The sequence below is a fragment of the Streptomyces sp. NPDC051105 genome (assembly GCF_040682795.1).
Taxonomy (GTDB): Bacteria; Actinomycetota; Actinomycetes; order Streptomycetales; family Streptomycetaceae; genus Streptomyces.
In genome coordinates this window covers 862,598-877,253 of the sequence record NZ_JBFBBR010000001.1, presented here as the reverse complement: position 1 = coordinate 877,253, position 14,656 = coordinate 862,598, and the positions used below count along the sequence as shown (strand labels likewise).

The window sequence follows — 14,656 nt, the reverse complement described above, 5'->3', positions numbered from 1 at the left end:
GCGCCCACCCTCCCGGGGGCCGTCCGCGCGGTCGTCGTCCGGCTGAGGACACCCGCCGTACGCCGTGGGGAGTAGGCGTGTGGACGGTCAGGAGACCGTGGCGGCCGGCGGGGTCCACCGCCGGCTGCGGGGCACCGCGCCCGGGACGCCGTAGTCCTTCCTCAGGTGTTCGGGGATGGCGTAGTGCATGACGCGGCCACGGGTGAGGGAGGACAGCTCGAAGACGGTGGTGAGGTGGCCGAGGCGGTCCAGCGCCCACGCGCCCAGCGGGGAGCGGTCCTCGATGGTCTCCAGGACGCCGAGGAGGTGCGGTACGGCCTTGACGACGGTGTCCCACGGGGTGCGCGGCACCTCCAGCCAGTCCGCGCAGGTGTCGCCGACCAGATGGCGGATCAGGGCCGAGACGATCGGGTCGAAGAAGGTGCCGGGGACGACCTCCTCGTAGAGGTCGATGAGCTGCCGGGTGAGGACCACGCCCTCCTGGGAGGGGCCCATGTGCCGGACCATGTACAGATCGAGGAAGGCGCGCGCCTCGTCGAGGGTCTTCGGAACGGTCTCCTGGTCGACGCCGAGCATGGCGCCCACCACCCGCCACGCGTAGTAGTACGCTTCCGCGCCCTCCGTGGACAGATGGATGCCCAGTCGGTGCAGACTGTCGAGGACCAGCAGTGAGAAGAACATCTGCCCGCCGATCATGTCCTCCTGGCAGATCGGCGTCCCCAGCGTCTCGGTGTCCCAGCGGTTCTCGCGCTTGAGGTGGTGCCGGATCGAGGCGTGCAGCAGACGCACCTTCTGGGCGGCGGGGACGAAGCGGCCGCCGGCCTCGAAGGCGTCGGGCTGCATCAGATAGACGGTGAACTGACCGGTCTCCGCCATGCGCTTGGAGGGGTAGCTGAGCCCGTGCGTGGCCGACAGCAGCTTCGCCACGCGCGGGACGACGTAGCAGGCGGGCATGGAGGCGAAGGAGAGCGCGGTCGCGATGTGCACGTTGTTGTCGATGAAGAACAGCCGGGCCTTCTCCATCTCGCCCCAGTCCACCCACGAGGGTGGGACCCGGGTGGCCTCCAGGTACTCCCGTGCGACGTCGGGCAGCCCGTCCGGCAGGGGCGCGCCGGCGGTGGAGACATAGCGCATCAGGGAGTTGAACGTGCCCACCTCCCCGCGCTCGAAGAGTGCGGCGACCGTGGCGTCGGCGAGTTCGTCACCGGTGTACCGGAGGGCGTCCAACGACGCCTCGGTGTGGGTCACGGCAGGGCTCCTTGTCTATGCGGGGCTCTCGGTCTTCGTCTCTGCGGGGCTCTCGGTCTTCGCGGATCTCTTCGTGAGTCACTTAGCGGGGGTCGTCCGTGCCCCGGGCGGGTGTCAGAACAGGGGGCGGGTGTCAGAACAGGCGGACCGCCGCCGAGTGGGCCAGCGCGGTCAGGGCGCCGGCGGCGGGGGCCGGCACGTCCAGTGCGTGGAGGGCGTCGAGTGCTTCCGCGACCCGCGCGCTGATCATGCGCTCGATCCGGTCGGGCGCCCCGAGCCGGCACATCACCTCGCGGACCGCGTCCAGGCCCTCCGCTCCCAGATCGCGTCTGCCGAGCACCGCGCCGAGCCGCTCCCGGTCCTCTTCACGGGCGAGCCGCCAGGTCTCCGCGAGCAGCGCGGTGGGCCGGTGGCCGCGCACGTCGTCGGCGTTGGCCTTGCCGGTGTGCTCCGGCTCCCCGAACAGGCCGAGCAGGTCGTCGCGCAGCTGGAACGCCTCGCCCAGCGGCAGCCCGTACGCGGAGTACCCCTCCCGCAGCACCTCGCCCGCCCCTGCCAGGGCGCCGCCGATCAACAGGGGCTGCTCGACGGTGTACTTCGCGGTCTTGTAGCGGATCACCTTCAGCGAGGCCGTGGTGTCCGGGCCGGTCCCGCTGCGCAGGATCTCCAGGCACTCGCCCGCGATCAGCTCCCGGGCCAGCATCGACCACAGGGGGCGGGCCCGGGCGAGATAGGCGGCGGGCAGCCCGCAGGTCGCGAACAGCTGTCCGGCCAGTGACATCAGCAGATCGCCCACGAGCATCGCCAGCGACCGCGCGGTGCCGTCGGCGCACGGGTGGGCCGGTACGGCGGCGCGCAGGGCGATGTGTGCCGTGGGGCGCCCGTGCCGCAGCGAGCTGTCGTCGATGAGGTCGTCGTGCACGACGGCGGCGGCGTGCACCAGTTCCATGGAGGCCGCCGCCCGCACCAGTGCGTCGCTGTCCGGCTGCCCCACCGCACGCCAGCCCCAGTAGCAGAACGCCGCCCGCAGCCGTTTGCCGTCCGCGACCGCCGCCTCCAGCTGTTCGGCCACCGGGCCGAGGAGCGGATCGACCGCCGCGAACAGGTCGGCCTCCTGGGCGACGAACCGGTGCAGTACCTCGTCGACGCGGATCTTGAAGCCGGTCGGATCCCACCGGTCAGCCATCGGCGGCAGTCCGCCGGGCGAGGGCGTGCCGGGCGAGGATCTCCAGATGGGCCGGGGGGACGGTCGCGTACCGGTCCAGGACCAGGCGTCCGCGCGCGGTGAGGTCGTGCTCGGCCTCCGCCGCCAGCGCTCCGGCGTCCGAGCGGCGCAGCAGCCCCCGTAACGTCCCGAAGGCGGTGCCCACCGTGCTCACCGCCAGATCGGCCAGCCCCGCCGCCAGCAGCACGGCCTGCTCGTCCAGGCCGCCTCGTCCCGTCTCACGTGTCATGCGCTCTCCCACCCACGGCACACAGGGGCGCCGCCCACCGGACGCCTCTTCGAGGATCGCGGCACGACGGGCGCGGGCATGCGGAAACTCACGATCGGGTGAACGCCTTGCCGGGTGGCCGCCACGCTGGAGGGCGCGTGCGCCGAGGCCGCGAGCGCCTTCGGTGACGGCGAGGTCTTCGGATCGCCGTGCCGCGTTCTCGCTTCCGGCGGCCGCCCCCAGCGCGCCGCGCGCTCCCGCCCGCGTGCCGCGTACGCCCGATTTACGGCCGTCGCCCGTCTTCGCCCCGCGCAACCCCCTCCCCGCGTCTGGCGCGCCCCGTCCCTGTCCGCGCACCGCTCGGAGTCCGTCGATGAGCGGGGGGCGAGCGGTGGGTGAGTGCCGTGCGGGGAAGTACGGGAGTACCGCGTGGTGCGCTTGACACGAAAATCGAACATCCATTCTTATGGAGGCTCCGGCGGAGTTCTCGACAGTGACTCCAGTGGCAGTTCGACATGGTTTCGGCGGAGAAGTCCCCGAGTTATCCACAGGCCGGACCGGCGTCGGGGCGCATTGTCAGTGGCAGGCGTTAGCGTCTTTGACGTGAAGCGATCGACTCAAGCAAACCGGGTGGAACCCATGGCAGGTACCGACCGCGAGAAGGCTCTCGAAGCCGCTCTCGCACAGATTGAACGGCAGTTCGGCAAGGGCGCGGTCATGCGCATGGGCGACCGGACGAAGGAACCCATCGAGGTCATCTCGACCGGGTCGACCGCGCTCGACGTCGCCCTGGGCGTCGGCGGCCTGCCACGCGGCCGTGTCGTGGAGATCTACGGACCGGAGTCCTCCGGTAAGACGACCCTGACCCTGCACGCCGTGGCCAACGCGCAGAAGGCGGGCGGTCAGGTCGCGTTCGTGGACGCGGAGCACGCCCTCGACCCCGAGTACGCGCAGAAGCTCGGTGTCGACATCGACAACCTGATCCTCTCCCAGCCCGACAATGGCGAGCAGGCCCTGGAGATCGTGGACATGCTGGTCCGCTCCGGCGCCCTCGACCTCATCGTCATCGACTCCGTCGCCGCGCTCGTCCCGCGCGCGGAGATCGAGGGCGAGATGGGTGACAGCCACGTCGGTCTCCAGGCCCGGCTGATGAGCCAGGCGCTGCGGAAGATCACCAGTGCGCTCAACCAGTCCAAGACCACCGCGATCTTCATCAACCAGCTCCGCGAGAAGATCGGCGTGATGTTCGGTTCCCCGGAGACCACGACCGGTGGCCGCGCGCTGAAGTTCTACGCCTCGGTGCGACTCGACATCCGCCGCATCGAGACCCTGAAGGACGGCACGGACGCGGTCGGCAACCGCACCCGCGTCAAGGTCGTCAAGAACAAGGTCGCGCCGCCCTTCAAGCAGGCCGAGTTCGACATCCTCTACGGCCACGGCATCAGCCGCGAGGGCGGTCTGATCGACATGGGCGTGGAGAACGGCTTCGTCCGCAAGGCCGGCGCCTGGTACACGTACGAGGGCGACCAGCTCGGCCAGGGCAAGGAGAACGCGCGCAACTTCCTCAAGGACAACCCCGACCTGGCCGACGAGATCGAGAAGAAGATCAAGGAGAAGCTGGGCGTCGGCGTCCGCCCGGAGGAGCCCACCGCCGAGCCGGGCGCGGACGCGGCGGTCGTCACCGCGGCCACGGTCGACCCGGCGAAGACGGTGCCCGCCCCGGCCGCCGCCAAGGTCACCAAGCCCAAGGCCGCCACCGCCAAGAGCTGACGCCGTGACACGACGAACCGACTGGGCCGACTACGAGTACATGTCCCCCGGTGCCCCACGGGGGAGGGGCACCGGGGACGGTACCGGGCCCTACGGCACGGGCGGCGACGGGTACGGGGGCGACGGCGAGGGACACCCGGTGGCACGCCGGCACCGGGACGGGGGTGCGACACGGGGGAGCGAGGGCTCATACGGGCGTGACGGCTCGTACGAGGACGACGGCCCGCCCGACTCGTACAGGGTGTACGAGGACGGCACGCACGACGGCCCGGCCGGGCCCCGCGGACACGGATCACCCGGCCGTGGCTCGCGGCGGCCCGGGACGCGCCGTCGGCGTGGCTCCGGGGAGCCGTCAGGTGAGGACGGGGGTTCCTCCTCCTTGTCGAGGGCCGAGCAGGGGGAGCCTCCGGCGGACCCGGCTGAGCGGGCGCGGGCGATCTGTCTGCGCCTGCTCACCGGGACCCCGCGGACCCGGAAACAGCTCGCGGACGCCCTGCGCAAGCGGGAGATCCCGGACGACGTCGCCGAGGAGGTGCTGTCGCGGTTCGAGGAGGTCGGGCTGATCAACGACAGCGCGTTCGCGGACGCCTGGGTCGAGTCCAGGCACCACGGCCGGGGGCTGGCCCGGCGCGCACTCGTCCAGGAACTGCGGACCAAGGGCGTCGATTCGGCGCTCATCGACGAGGCCGTCGCCCAGCTCGACTCCGAGCAGGAGGAGGAGACGGCCCGCGAACTCGTCGCCCGCAAGCTCCGCTCCACCCGGGGCCTCGACCGGGACAAGCGCCTCCGCCGCCTCGCCGGCATGCTCGCCCGCAAGGGATACCCCGAGGGCATGGCACTCAGGGTCGTCCGGCGAGCCCTGGAGGAGGAGGGCGAGGACACGGATTTCCTGGAGGGCGGGGACTTCTGACGAACCGGCAGGCCTGACGGGCGGTCAGTTCAAAGGCGGCGCCGGCCTGCCGGGGTGGTGGGGTTAACCCCCTCCCAAGACACCGGGTCACCGCAGTGCCCGGGGACCCGGGTGTGAACAACCGTGTACGCCATGATGCTGCGTTACGCCCTCAGGACCGTCCGTGCCCGCAAGGCCGGGTTCCTCGGCGCCTTCCTCGCCCTGCTCTGCGCGGCCGCGCTGATCTCCGCCTGCGGCACTCTCCTCGACACCGGCCTGCGCGGCACGATCCGCACCGAGCGCTACGCCGCGACCCCCGTCGTGGTCTCCGGCGACCAGTACGTCCACCGGACCACCGTCAAGCACAAGCACGGCAAGACCAAGGTCAAGCACAAGGCGAAACCCATCGCCGAGCGCGCCTGGCTGCCGGCGGACCTGGAAGTCCGGCTCGCCCACACGCCCGGCGCCGCCCGGGTCGTGCCCGAACTGACCTTCCTCGCCCAGCCGCTGACCCCGGCCGGCGCCGGCGGCCGTACCGCCTACGGACACGCCTGGGAGTCAGCCCCGCTCACCCCGTACCGACTGGTCACCGGCACCGCCCCGAAGGCCGCCACCGACCTGGTCGTCGACCGCGACCTCGCCGCACGCGCCCGGCTGCGCCCCGGCGACACACTCACCGTGCAGTCGACGCAGGCCCCGCGCGCCTACCGGATCACCGGAATCGCCGCTCCTGCCACCGAGGTACGCCACCAGACGTCCCTCTTCTTCTCCACCGCCGAGGCCCAGCGGCTGGCCGCACACCCCGGGCAGGTCACCGCGTTCGGCGTGCTGCCCGCCCACGGCACCGACCCGGACCAGCTGAAGCGGGCCGTGACACGGGCACTGCGCGGCACCACCGCCCAGGTCTCCACCGGGGACGCCCGCGGCCCCGTCGAGTTCCTGGACGCGGCCGCCGCCAGAGTCCGGCTGGTCAGCATGGGCGGTGCCATGGGCGGCACCGCGCTGCTCGTGGCGATCCTGGTGGTCGTCGGCACCTTCGCGCTCACCGTCCAGCAGCGCCACCGCGAACTCGCCCTGCTGCGGGCCATCGCCGCCACTCCCGGCCAGATCCGTCGGCTGCTCGGCCGCGAGGCACTGATCGTCGGCGCCGTCGCCGGCACCGTAGGCGCACTCCTGGGGCTTCCGCTCGGCGCCTGGCTGCACACCAGGTTCGTCGCCCTGGGCGCCGTACCGGCCACGCTTCAGCACACCACCGGTGTCTTCCCGCCGATCGCCGCGCTCGTCGCGACCTTGATCGGCGCCTGGGCCGCCGCCCGTATCGCCTCCCGGCGCATCACCCGGATCCGGCCCACCGAGGCACTGGCCGAGTCGCGGACCGAGGCCGCCCGGCCCGCCTGGGGGCGGATCGCGGCCGGTCTGCTGCTGCTCGCCGGCGGAGTCGTGCTCGTCGTCCTGCTCACCTCCCTGCGCACCGAACCCGCATCGACTCCCGTCACCTTCCTCGCTGTCGTGGTCCTCTCCACCTCCGTCGCCCTGCTCGGCCCGTTGCTGGTCACGGCGGCCGCGCTGCTGCTCGCCGGACCGCTGAGGCTCACCGGTCACGGTGGTCGGCTCGCCACCGCCAACCTGCGCGGCAACGCCGCCCGGATGGCCTCCGTCGTCACCCCTCTCACCCTGCTCGTCGGCATGACCTGCACCGTGCTGTTCGTCCAGTCCACCCTCGGCGACGCCGCCCGCGCCCAGGCCCGCGCAGGGGTCACCGCCGACTGGGTCGTCGCCGCCCGGGGGCCGGGCGTCCCGGCCGAAGCCGCGCAGCGGTTGCGCACCCACCACGACGCCGTCACCGAAGTGGTCCACACGACCGTCCGCGTCGGGCTCGACAAGTACCCGGCCCAGGGCGTCACCCCCGAGGGCCTCACCCGCACCTGGGACCCCGAGGTCACTGCGGGCTCCCTCGCCCGCCTCACCGACCGCACCGTCGCCGTCAGCGAACTGGCCGCCGAACAGCACCACTTGGCGCCCGGCCGCACCCTGCGACTCACCCTCGGCGACGGCACGCCCGCCACCCTCACCGTCGCCGCCGTCTACGCCCGGGGTCTGGGCTTCGGCGATCTCACCTTCGCCCACGACCTCGTCTCGCACCACGTGGACAACCCGCTCGCCTCCTCCGTCCTCGTCAGCACGGCCCGTACACAAACACAACTCGCGACTACGCTCCGTGAGTTCCCGGGTCTGCGGATTCTTTCGCCGGCCGCCGCCGACTCTCTCCAGGCCGACCGTCAACAGGACAACGCCGAGGTCAACTACCTGGCCATGGGGCTGGTCCTGGCCTTCACCGCCATCGCCGTCGTCAACACGCTCGCCATGTCGGTCTCCGCACGTGTCCGGGAGTTCGCGCTGCTCAGGCTGGCCGGGGCCACTCGCCGTCAGGTGCTCCGGATGCTGCGGACCGAGGTGCTGTCGGTGCTGGCACTGGCGACGGCCCTCGGCAGCGGCATCGCGCTCGCCGTACTGACCGCGTTCAGCGTGGGCATGACGGGCCGAGCCGCACCGACGGTCACGCCGTTGCTGTACGTGACCGTCGTCGCGACCGCCGCGCTGCTCGCGCTGGTGGCCGCGGCTCTTCCCGGCCGGGTGGCGCTGCGGGTGCCGGCGGTGACGGTGGCGACGGCGAAGGACTAACGGTCGGCGTCGTTGTCGGAGGTGACCGGCAGTCCTGCTGACTTCCACGCCTGGAAGCCGCCGACCAGGTCTGTCGCGCGGCGCAGGCCCAGCTGGTGCAGGGAGGCGGCGGCCAGGCTGGAGGCGTAGCCCTCGTTGCAGATCACGACTATCCGGAGGTCGTGGCCGGTGGCCTCGGGGGCCTTGTGACTGCCCTGGGGGTCCAGGCGCCACTCCAGCTCGTTGCGCTCTATGACGAGGGCGCCCGGGATGACCCCGTCCCGCTCGCGCAGCGCCGCGTACCGGATGTCGACCAGCAGGGCGTCTCCGGTCCGCGCCGCCTCGTACGCCTCGTGCGCCGCCACGCGCCGGTAGCCGGTCCGCACCCGCTCCAGCAACTCGTCGATGCCCACGGCGGGGTGTTCGGAGCCGCTCACTGCCAGTCCTCCGGGCGCTCGACCTGCTCCAGACGCAGCACCGGTCCGCTGCGGCTGTAGCGGCGGATCCGCGGCAGCGGCGGGTAGTAGGCGTGGACGGAGACCGCGTGGTGTTCGGTGGACTCGTTGAGCACCTCGTGGACGTGGTCGCGGCCGAAGGAGCGGCCCTTTCCGGCGGGCAGCCGACGCTCGCGGTCGACGTCCTCGGAGAGCTCCAGGGTCTTCCAGCCGTCGGTGGGCAGCCGGGTGGCGAGCGAGTACTCCTTCAGCTCGCCGCTGGCGGTGAGGAAGGCGCCGACCGACTCGGCGTGGTCGTGCCAGCCGGTGCCGGAGCCGGGCGGCCAGCCGATCAGCCAGGCCTCGCTGCCGCCGGGACCGTCGAGCCGCACCCAGGTGCGGCCCTCCGGGTCGAGCGGGAGCGAGGAGATCAGCTCGGTGTCGGCGGCCGTACGCCGGACGAAGTCGAGAAGGTCCGCCTGAGTGGGCGCGGCGCCGGGCGCGGAGGCGGACGGAGAGGCAGGGGAGGCCGGGGTGGAGAGAGAAGCAGACACGTGCACCGTTCCTGATGAAGATTCGCCGAAGGGAGCGCAGACGGCGCCCCGGAGAAAGAAGGAGAAAAAGCGAATTCAGCAGGACGGAAGACACACGCAGCCCGCGTAGCGGACCAGGTCGACATGGACCTTCCGCCACAGGCGCACAGTGGTGTCGTTCACGTTGCGGAGTACACCATGCCGGTGCGGACGGGTCAACTCACCGTCACCATGTGGACCGCGCGTTCACCGCGCGCCGGATCCGGCCTGTGCCTCCGCCTCCGCTTCGGTCTTCTCCGGGTCCTTGCCGCCCAGCGTCGCCTCGGCGGCCGCGTACAGGTCGGCCGGGCGGACCCCGCTGAGGGCGGTCACCAGATGGCCGTCGGGGCGCACGAGCAGCACCGAGTGCGCCGGTGCACCCGGGTAGGCCTCGGCGACCAGCAGCTCGGCGGGGTGCGGCAGCGCGGTCACGGCCGCGGCCAGCCGGGGCATGATCCCGGCGGAGACCCAGTGCTTGCGGTCCCACACGCCCGTACCAGGCGCGATGAGGACGACGAGCAGCGCGCCGCGGCCGAGCCGCGACCGCAGCTGTACGAAGGTGCCGTCCTCCGCGGTGACCCGGACGTCGGTGACCGGCGCCCCCGGCGCGGTGTCGACCGGGATCTCGTGCTCCAGGTGACGGGGCGCGAGCGGCGAGTCGGCGTACGCCCCCGGCGCACCGAGCGGGCCGTGCCCCAGGTGACCGTCGGTGAGGAGCGCGTCGTGCCCCCGGGCCGTGCCGGGCACGATCCCGCGCAGCCCGCCACCGCCGCGCAGTACCGGCAGCACCTGGTCGGCGGCGCGCAGCCGGGCGGCGACCACCGCCCGCCGCTCGGTCTGGTAGCTGTTCAGCAGCGACTCGTGCGGCCCGTGGTGCCAGGCCGGGGCCAGCTTCCAGGCGAGGTTGTCCACGTCCCGCAGGCCCTCCTCCAGCCCGTGCGTGCCGAACGCGCCGAGGAGATGCGCCGCGTCCCCGGCGACGAACACCCGGCCCACCCGCCACCGCCGGGCAAGACGGTGGTGGACGGTGTGCACGCCGGTGTCGAGCAGGTCGTACGGCGGCGTGGTGCCGTCCGTCCAGCCGGCGAGGGTCTCGCGGATCCGGTTCACCAGGAGCTCGGGGGTGACCAGGTCCTTGCCGGGCGGCAGCAGCCAGTCCAGGCGCCAGGCGCCGTCCGGGAGGGGGCGGGCGGTCACCTCCCCGGCCGAGGGCCCGGACATCCGCCACGGCGGGGCCCGATGGAGCAACGCCTGACCGGGCCACGGAAGTTCCGTGCGCAGCGCGGCGACCGCGTGCCGCTCCACCGCCGTACGGCCCGGGAAGCGGATGTCCAGGAGCTTGCGCACGGTCGAGCGCGGGCCGTCGCAGCCCACCAGGTAACTGCCGCGCCACCAGGTGCCCTTGGGGCCACGCGTGTGCGCGGTGACCCCGGAGCGCTCCTGCTCGACGGTGTCCAGCCGGCTGTCCGTGGCGACCTTGACCAGCGGCTGGTCGGTGATCGCGGCGCGCAGGGCGTTGGTGAGCGTGTGCTGGGCGATGTGCAGCGGGGACGGTTCGCCGGCGTCGTCGAAGACCACCTCGCGCATCACCTGCTTGCGGCGCATCGAGCGCCAGCCGGCCCAGCGGGTGCCCAGCTCGTCGAGCGGGGCGCCGGACAGCCGCGTCAGCAGGGCGGTGGTGTCCTCGCGCAGCACCACCGTGCGCGCCGGGCGCGGCTCGTCCTTGCCCGGGCCCTCGTCCAGGACGACGGACGGCACCTCCTGACGCGCCAGCGCCAAGGCGAGCGTAAGCCCGACGGGCCCCGCTCCGACGATGATCACCGGGTCCACGGCGCGGCGCCCCCTGCCCGTACGCAAGTCCCGACGGAGACGGATGAACAGGTTGGTGGAGCAGGGTGCACGATCACAGAACGTATGCAACAGACTGGGCGCCACCCGGTCAAGCGGCGCACCCGGGGACACGTCAGCATGGCGGGCGCGCGAGCCCCGGAAGCCGGGTGAAAAGGGGGGAGGCAGCGGCCGGACAGCCGCTGCCTCCACGTCGGTCGCCCGGGTTGACCCGGCGTCAGGGGTTGGCGCCGCCCGCCCCCGTGGCGAAGGTGCCGGCGACCTCGCCCGCGTTGATGTCGTCGATGTCGGGGCCGAGGACCGCGCCCGTGCCGCGCTTGCTGCGCCGCAGCCGGCCCTCCAGCCAGGAGGCGAACGTGGTGAGGATGAGGTTCAGGACGATGAAGATGACCGCCACGACGATGAAGCTCGGGATGACGTTGGCGTAGTTGGCGGCCAGGGTGCCGCGGGCGTTGAGCAGATCGGTGAACTGGAGCATCACACCACCCAGTGCGGTGTCCTTCACGATCACCACGAGCTGGCTGACGATGGCCGGCAGCATCACGGTGACCGCCTGCGGCAGCAGGATGCCGGTCATGGTCTGGCCCTTGCGCAGACCGATCGCGTACGCCGCCTCCGTCTGCCCCTTGGGCAGGGCCAGGACGCCGGCCCGTACCACCTCGGCGAGCACCGAGGCGTTGTAGAGCACCAGGCCGGTGACGACCGCGTACAGCGGCCGTTCGTCGCTGCCGACATCGGTGGAGCGGACGTAGAACTCCATGGCGAACAGCATCAGCAGCAGGACCGGGATCGCCCGGAAGAACTCCACGACGGCGCCGGCCGGGACGCGTATCCACACGTGGTCGGACATCCGTGCTATGCCGAGGACCGCGCCCAGCGGAAGGGCGATGACCATGGCGAGGGCCGCGGCCTTGAGGGTGTTGCCGAGGCCGGGCAGCAGATACGTGGTCCACGCCTCGGAGGTGGTGAACGGCTGCCACAGGGCCCACTTCAGCTGGCCCTTGTCGTCCATCTTCTGCCAGACCCACCAGAGCAGGAGGGCGAGCAGCAGGACGAAGACGACGGAGAGAAGGACGTTGCGCCGCTTGGCGCGGGGCCCGGGGGCGTCGTACAGAACCGAGCTCATCGCTTCACCGCCAGGCGCTTGGCGAGCCAGCCGAAGAACAGGCCGGTCGGGAGGGTCAGGACCACGAAGCCGAAGGCGAAGACCGCGCCGATGGGCACCGTCTGGGCCTCGTTCTCGATCATCGTCTTCATCAGGGCGGCGGCCTCGACGACGCTGATCGCGGCGGCCACGGTGGTGTTCTTGGTGAGGGCGATCAGGACGTTGGCCAGCGGGCCGATCACCGCGCGGAAGGCCTGCGGCAGCACGATCAGCCGCAGGGTCTGCGAGAAGTTCAGCCCGATCGCGCGGGCCGCCTCGGCCTGTCCGACGGGCACGGTGTTGATGCCGGAGCGGATCGCCTCGCAGACGCAGGCCGCGGTGTAGGCGCTGAGGCCGAGCACGGCCAGCCGGAAACCCTGGACCGCGAAGTCGTCGGCGCCCAGGGTGACGCCGAAGATGTCGGCGAGACCGAGCGAGGTGAAGATGATGATGACCGTCAGGGGGATGTTCCGGACGGTGTTGACGTAGGCCGTGCCGAACCCGCGCATCAGTGGGACCGGGCTGACCCGCATCGCGGCCAGCAGGGTGCCCCAGACCAGGGAGCCCACGGCGGAGAAGACGGTCAGTTTCACCGTCGTCCAGAACGCCCCTAGGACGTCGTAGCCTTGAAGAAAGTCGAACACGATTTCCCGCGCTTCCGGGTGTGTGGCGTAGGTGGAGGGCATGGCGCGCCGCCGCCAGGGGAAGCGGCGGCGGCGGCGCGCCCGAGGAACCGTGCGACCTGCCGGATCCCTGCGTCGGCCGAGTTCCGCGGGGCGCGCGGAACCGCGCCTTACTTGACGATCACGCCGATCTTCGGGGCGGCCTCGTTCTTGTAGTCGGCCGGGCCGAAGTTGGCGTCGACCGCCTTCTGCCAGGAGCCGTCGCCGACCATCTTCTCCAGCGCCTTGTTGATCTTGTCGAGAGTCGCGGAGTCGCCCTTCTTGACGCCGACGCCGTAGTTCTCGTTGCTCAGCTTCAGACCCGCGAGCTTGAACTGACCCTTGTACTTGTCCTGCGCGGCGAAGCCCGCGAGGATCGAGTCGTCCGTCGTCACGGCGTCGACGGCCCCGCTCTGCAGGCCGGCGATGCACTCCGAGTAGGTGCTGACCTCCTTGAGGTTGGCCTTCGGGGCGATCGTGTCGTGGAGGTTCTGCGCCGAGGTCGAACCGGTCACGGAACACAGCTTCTTGCCGTTGAGGTCCGTGCCCTTGGCGATCGTCGAGTCCTTCTTGACCAGCAGGTCCTGGTGGGCCAGCAGGTAGGGGCCGGCGAAGTCCACCTTCTGCTTGCGCTCGTCGGTGATCGAGTAGGTGGCCGCGATGAACTTCACGTCACCGCGCGCGAGGGCGTTCTCGCGGTCGGCGCTCTTGGTCTGCACGAACTCGATCTGGTTGGGCTTGTAACCGAGCTGTCCGGCGACGTACGTGGCCACGTCCACGTCGAAGCCCGAGAAGGAGCCGTCGGGCTCCTGGAGGCCCAGTCCGGGCTGGTCGTACTTGATGCCGATCTTGATCTTGCCGCCGCCCGACGAACCGCTGTCGTCGTCCTTGTCGCCGCTGCCGCACGCCGTGGCGGACAGGGCGAGCGCGAGCACGGCGGCCGAGGCGGCGGTGACCTTGCGGAGCTGCATGATGAACATCCCTCGTTTTGGTGAAGACGTCTGGGAAAGGAAGCGGGTCCCGCCGCGCCTCAGTGGTGCAGGATCTTCGACAGGAAGTCCTTGGCCCGGTCGCTGCGCGGGTTGCTGAAGAACTGGTCGGGGGTGGCCTGTTCGACGATCCGGCCGTCGGCCATGAAGACCACCCGGTTCGCGGCCGACCGCGCGAAGCCCATCTCGTGGGTGACGACGATCATCGTCATGCCGTCCCGGGCCAGCTGCTGCATGACCTCAAGGACCTCGTTGATCATCTCGGGGTCGAGGGCCGAGGTCGGCTCGTCGAAGAGCATGACCTTCGGGTCCATCGCCAGCGCCCGCGCGATCGCCACGCGCTGCTGCTGGCCGCCGGAGAGCTGTGCGGGGTACTTGTCGGCCTGGGTGCCCACACCGACCCGGTCGAGCAGGGCGCGGGCCTTCTCCTCGGCCTGCCTCTTGCCCGCCCTGCGGACCTTCACCTGACCGAGCATCACGTTTTCGAGCACCGTCTTGTGCGCGAAGAGGTTGAAGGACTGGAAAACCATGCCGACGTCGGCGCGCAACCGGGCCAGCTCCTTGCCCTCCTGGGGCAGCGCCTTGCCGTCGATCGTGATCGTTCCGGAGTCGATGGTCTCCAGACGGTTGACGGTGCGGCACAGAGTCGACTTACCGGACCCGGAGGGCCCGATCACCACGACGACCTCGCCGCGGGCGATCGTCAGGTCGATGTCCTGGAGCACGTGCAACGCGCCGAAGTGCTTGTTGACGCTCTTCAGGACGACCAGTTCGCCGGTCGCGGCCACGTCTTCCTTGGCCACCGATACTTCGGTCATCGCTATCGGGCTCCGTCCTCCTCGGTTGCGGAGGAATGTAGTTACCGCGCATGACCAGCGTCATTACATCTGAGGGAGATCTGAGCATCACGATCCGATAGCATCCGGGCACATGTCGTAGCGGCTGTGGCCTGTGCGCGTATCGGCCGGGTAACGGAACCCGCGCCTCGCCGGAACCCACTTGACGC

The 14,656-nt window shown here is 71.3% G+C and carries 14 protein-coding genes; 3 read left to right on the top strand and 11 right to left on the bottom strand.

Features of this window, described 5'->3' with window-relative positions; genetic code table 11:
• Nucleotides 1-87: 87 nt before the first annotated feature.
• The 3 genes from AB0N16_RS03900 to AB0N16_RS03890 form a co-directional block, all read right to left on the bottom strand.
• Complete coding sequence (locus AB0N16_RS03900) at nt 88-1,248, bottom strand: oxygenase MpaB family protein (RefSeq protein WP_365792689.1); 1,161 nt, start codon at nt 1,246-1,248, stop codon at nt 88-90.
• 133 nt (nt 1,249-1,381) lie between these two features.
• Nucleotides 1,382-2,434: a polyprenyl synthetase family protein gene (locus tag AB0N16_RS03895; protein WP_365792687.1), complete on the bottom strand. Its 1,053-nt coding sequence runs from the start codon at nt 2,432-2,434 to the stop codon at nt 1,382-1,384.
• Entirely contained in the window at nt 2,427-2,702 is a 276-nt protein-coding gene (locus AB0N16_RS03890) for a polyprenyl synthetase (protein ID WP_365792685.1), read from the bottom strand. Before AB0N16_RS03890 ends, AB0N16_RS03895 begins: the two co-directional genes overlap by 8 nt.
• A 618-nt stretch (nt 2,703-3,320) precedes the next feature.
• Between AB0N16_RS03890 and recA the strand changes: the two genes are divergently transcribed.
• From recA to AB0N16_RS03875, 3 genes are all read left to right on the top strand, one after another.
• Nucleotides 3,321-4,451, top strand: coding sequence for a recombinase RecA (gene recA, locus AB0N16_RS03885; protein ID WP_365792683.1), 1,131 nt, complete (start codon nt 3,321-3,323; stop codon nt 4,449-4,451).
• Nucleotides 4,452-4,455: 4 nt separating this feature from the next.
• Nucleotides 4,456-5,361 (top strand): recombination regulator RecX, encoded by a 906-nt coding sequence (gene recX / locus AB0N16_RS03880; protein WP_365792681.1) that lies wholly within the window; start codon nt 4,456-4,458, stop codon nt 5,359-5,361.
• Between the two features lie 132 nt (nt 5,362-5,493).
• Complete coding sequence (locus AB0N16_RS03875) at nt 5,494-8,022, top strand: ABC transporter permease (RefSeq protein WP_365792679.1); 2,529 nt, start codon at nt 5,494-5,496, stop codon at nt 8,020-8,022.
• Here AB0N16_RS03875 and AB0N16_RS03870 read toward each other — a convergent pair.
• The 8 genes from AB0N16_RS03870 to AB0N16_RS03835 all read right to left on the bottom strand — a co-directional run bounded on the left by AB0N16_RS03870 (nt 8,019) and on the right by AB0N16_RS03835 (nt 14,468).
• Nucleotides 8,019-8,438 (bottom strand): rhodanese-like domain-containing protein, encoded by a 420-nt coding sequence (locus tag AB0N16_RS03870; protein WP_365792677.1) that lies wholly within the window; start codon nt 8,436-8,438, stop codon nt 8,019-8,021. The two genes, AB0N16_RS03875 and AB0N16_RS03870, sit on opposite strands and share 4 nt — an antisense overlap.
• Nucleotides 8,435-8,989 (bottom strand): cysteine dioxygenase, encoded by a 555-nt coding sequence (locus AB0N16_RS03865; protein WP_365792675.1) that lies wholly within the window; start codon nt 8,987-8,989, stop codon nt 8,435-8,437. Before AB0N16_RS03865 ends, AB0N16_RS03870 begins: the two co-directional genes overlap by 4 nt.
• Nucleotides 8,990-9,064: 75 nt before the next feature.
• Nucleotides 9,065-9,136 (bottom strand): putative leader peptide, encoded by a 72-nt coding sequence (locus AB0N16_RS03860; protein WP_311737274.1) that lies wholly within the window; start codon nt 9,134-9,136, stop codon nt 9,065-9,067.
• A gap of 78 nt (nt 9,137-9,214) precedes the next feature.
• Nucleotides 9,215-10,837 (bottom strand): FAD-dependent monooxygenase, encoded by a 1,623-nt coding sequence (locus AB0N16_RS03855; RefSeq protein WP_365792673.1) that lies wholly within the window; start codon nt 10,835-10,837, stop codon nt 9,215-9,217.
• A gap of 235 nt (nt 10,838-11,072) precedes the next feature.
• On the bottom strand, nt 11,073-11,981 hold the full coding sequence (locus AB0N16_RS03850) for an amino acid ABC transporter permease (RefSeq protein WP_365792671.1): 909 nt from the start codon (nt 11,979-11,981) through the stop codon (nt 11,073-11,075).
• Nucleotides 11,978-12,643, bottom strand: coding sequence for an amino acid ABC transporter permease (locus tag AB0N16_RS03845; protein ID WP_365792669.1), 666 nt, complete (start codon nt 12,641-12,643; stop codon nt 11,978-11,980). Before AB0N16_RS03845 ends, AB0N16_RS03850 begins: the two co-directional genes overlap by 4 nt.
• Nucleotides 12,644-12,792: 149 nt before the next feature.
• A complete protein-coding gene (locus AB0N16_RS03840) occupies nt 12,793-13,632 on the bottom strand; it encodes a glutamate ABC transporter substrate-binding protein (protein ID WP_365792667.1) in 840 nt (279 codons plus the stop codon).
• 59 nt (nt 13,633-13,691) lie between these two features.
• Nucleotides 13,692-14,468 (bottom strand): amino acid ABC transporter ATP-binding protein, encoded by a 777-nt coding sequence (locus AB0N16_RS03835; protein ID WP_365792665.1) that lies wholly within the window; start codon nt 14,466-14,468, stop codon nt 13,692-13,694.
• Between the last annotated feature and the right edge of the window lie 188 nt (nt 14,469-14,656).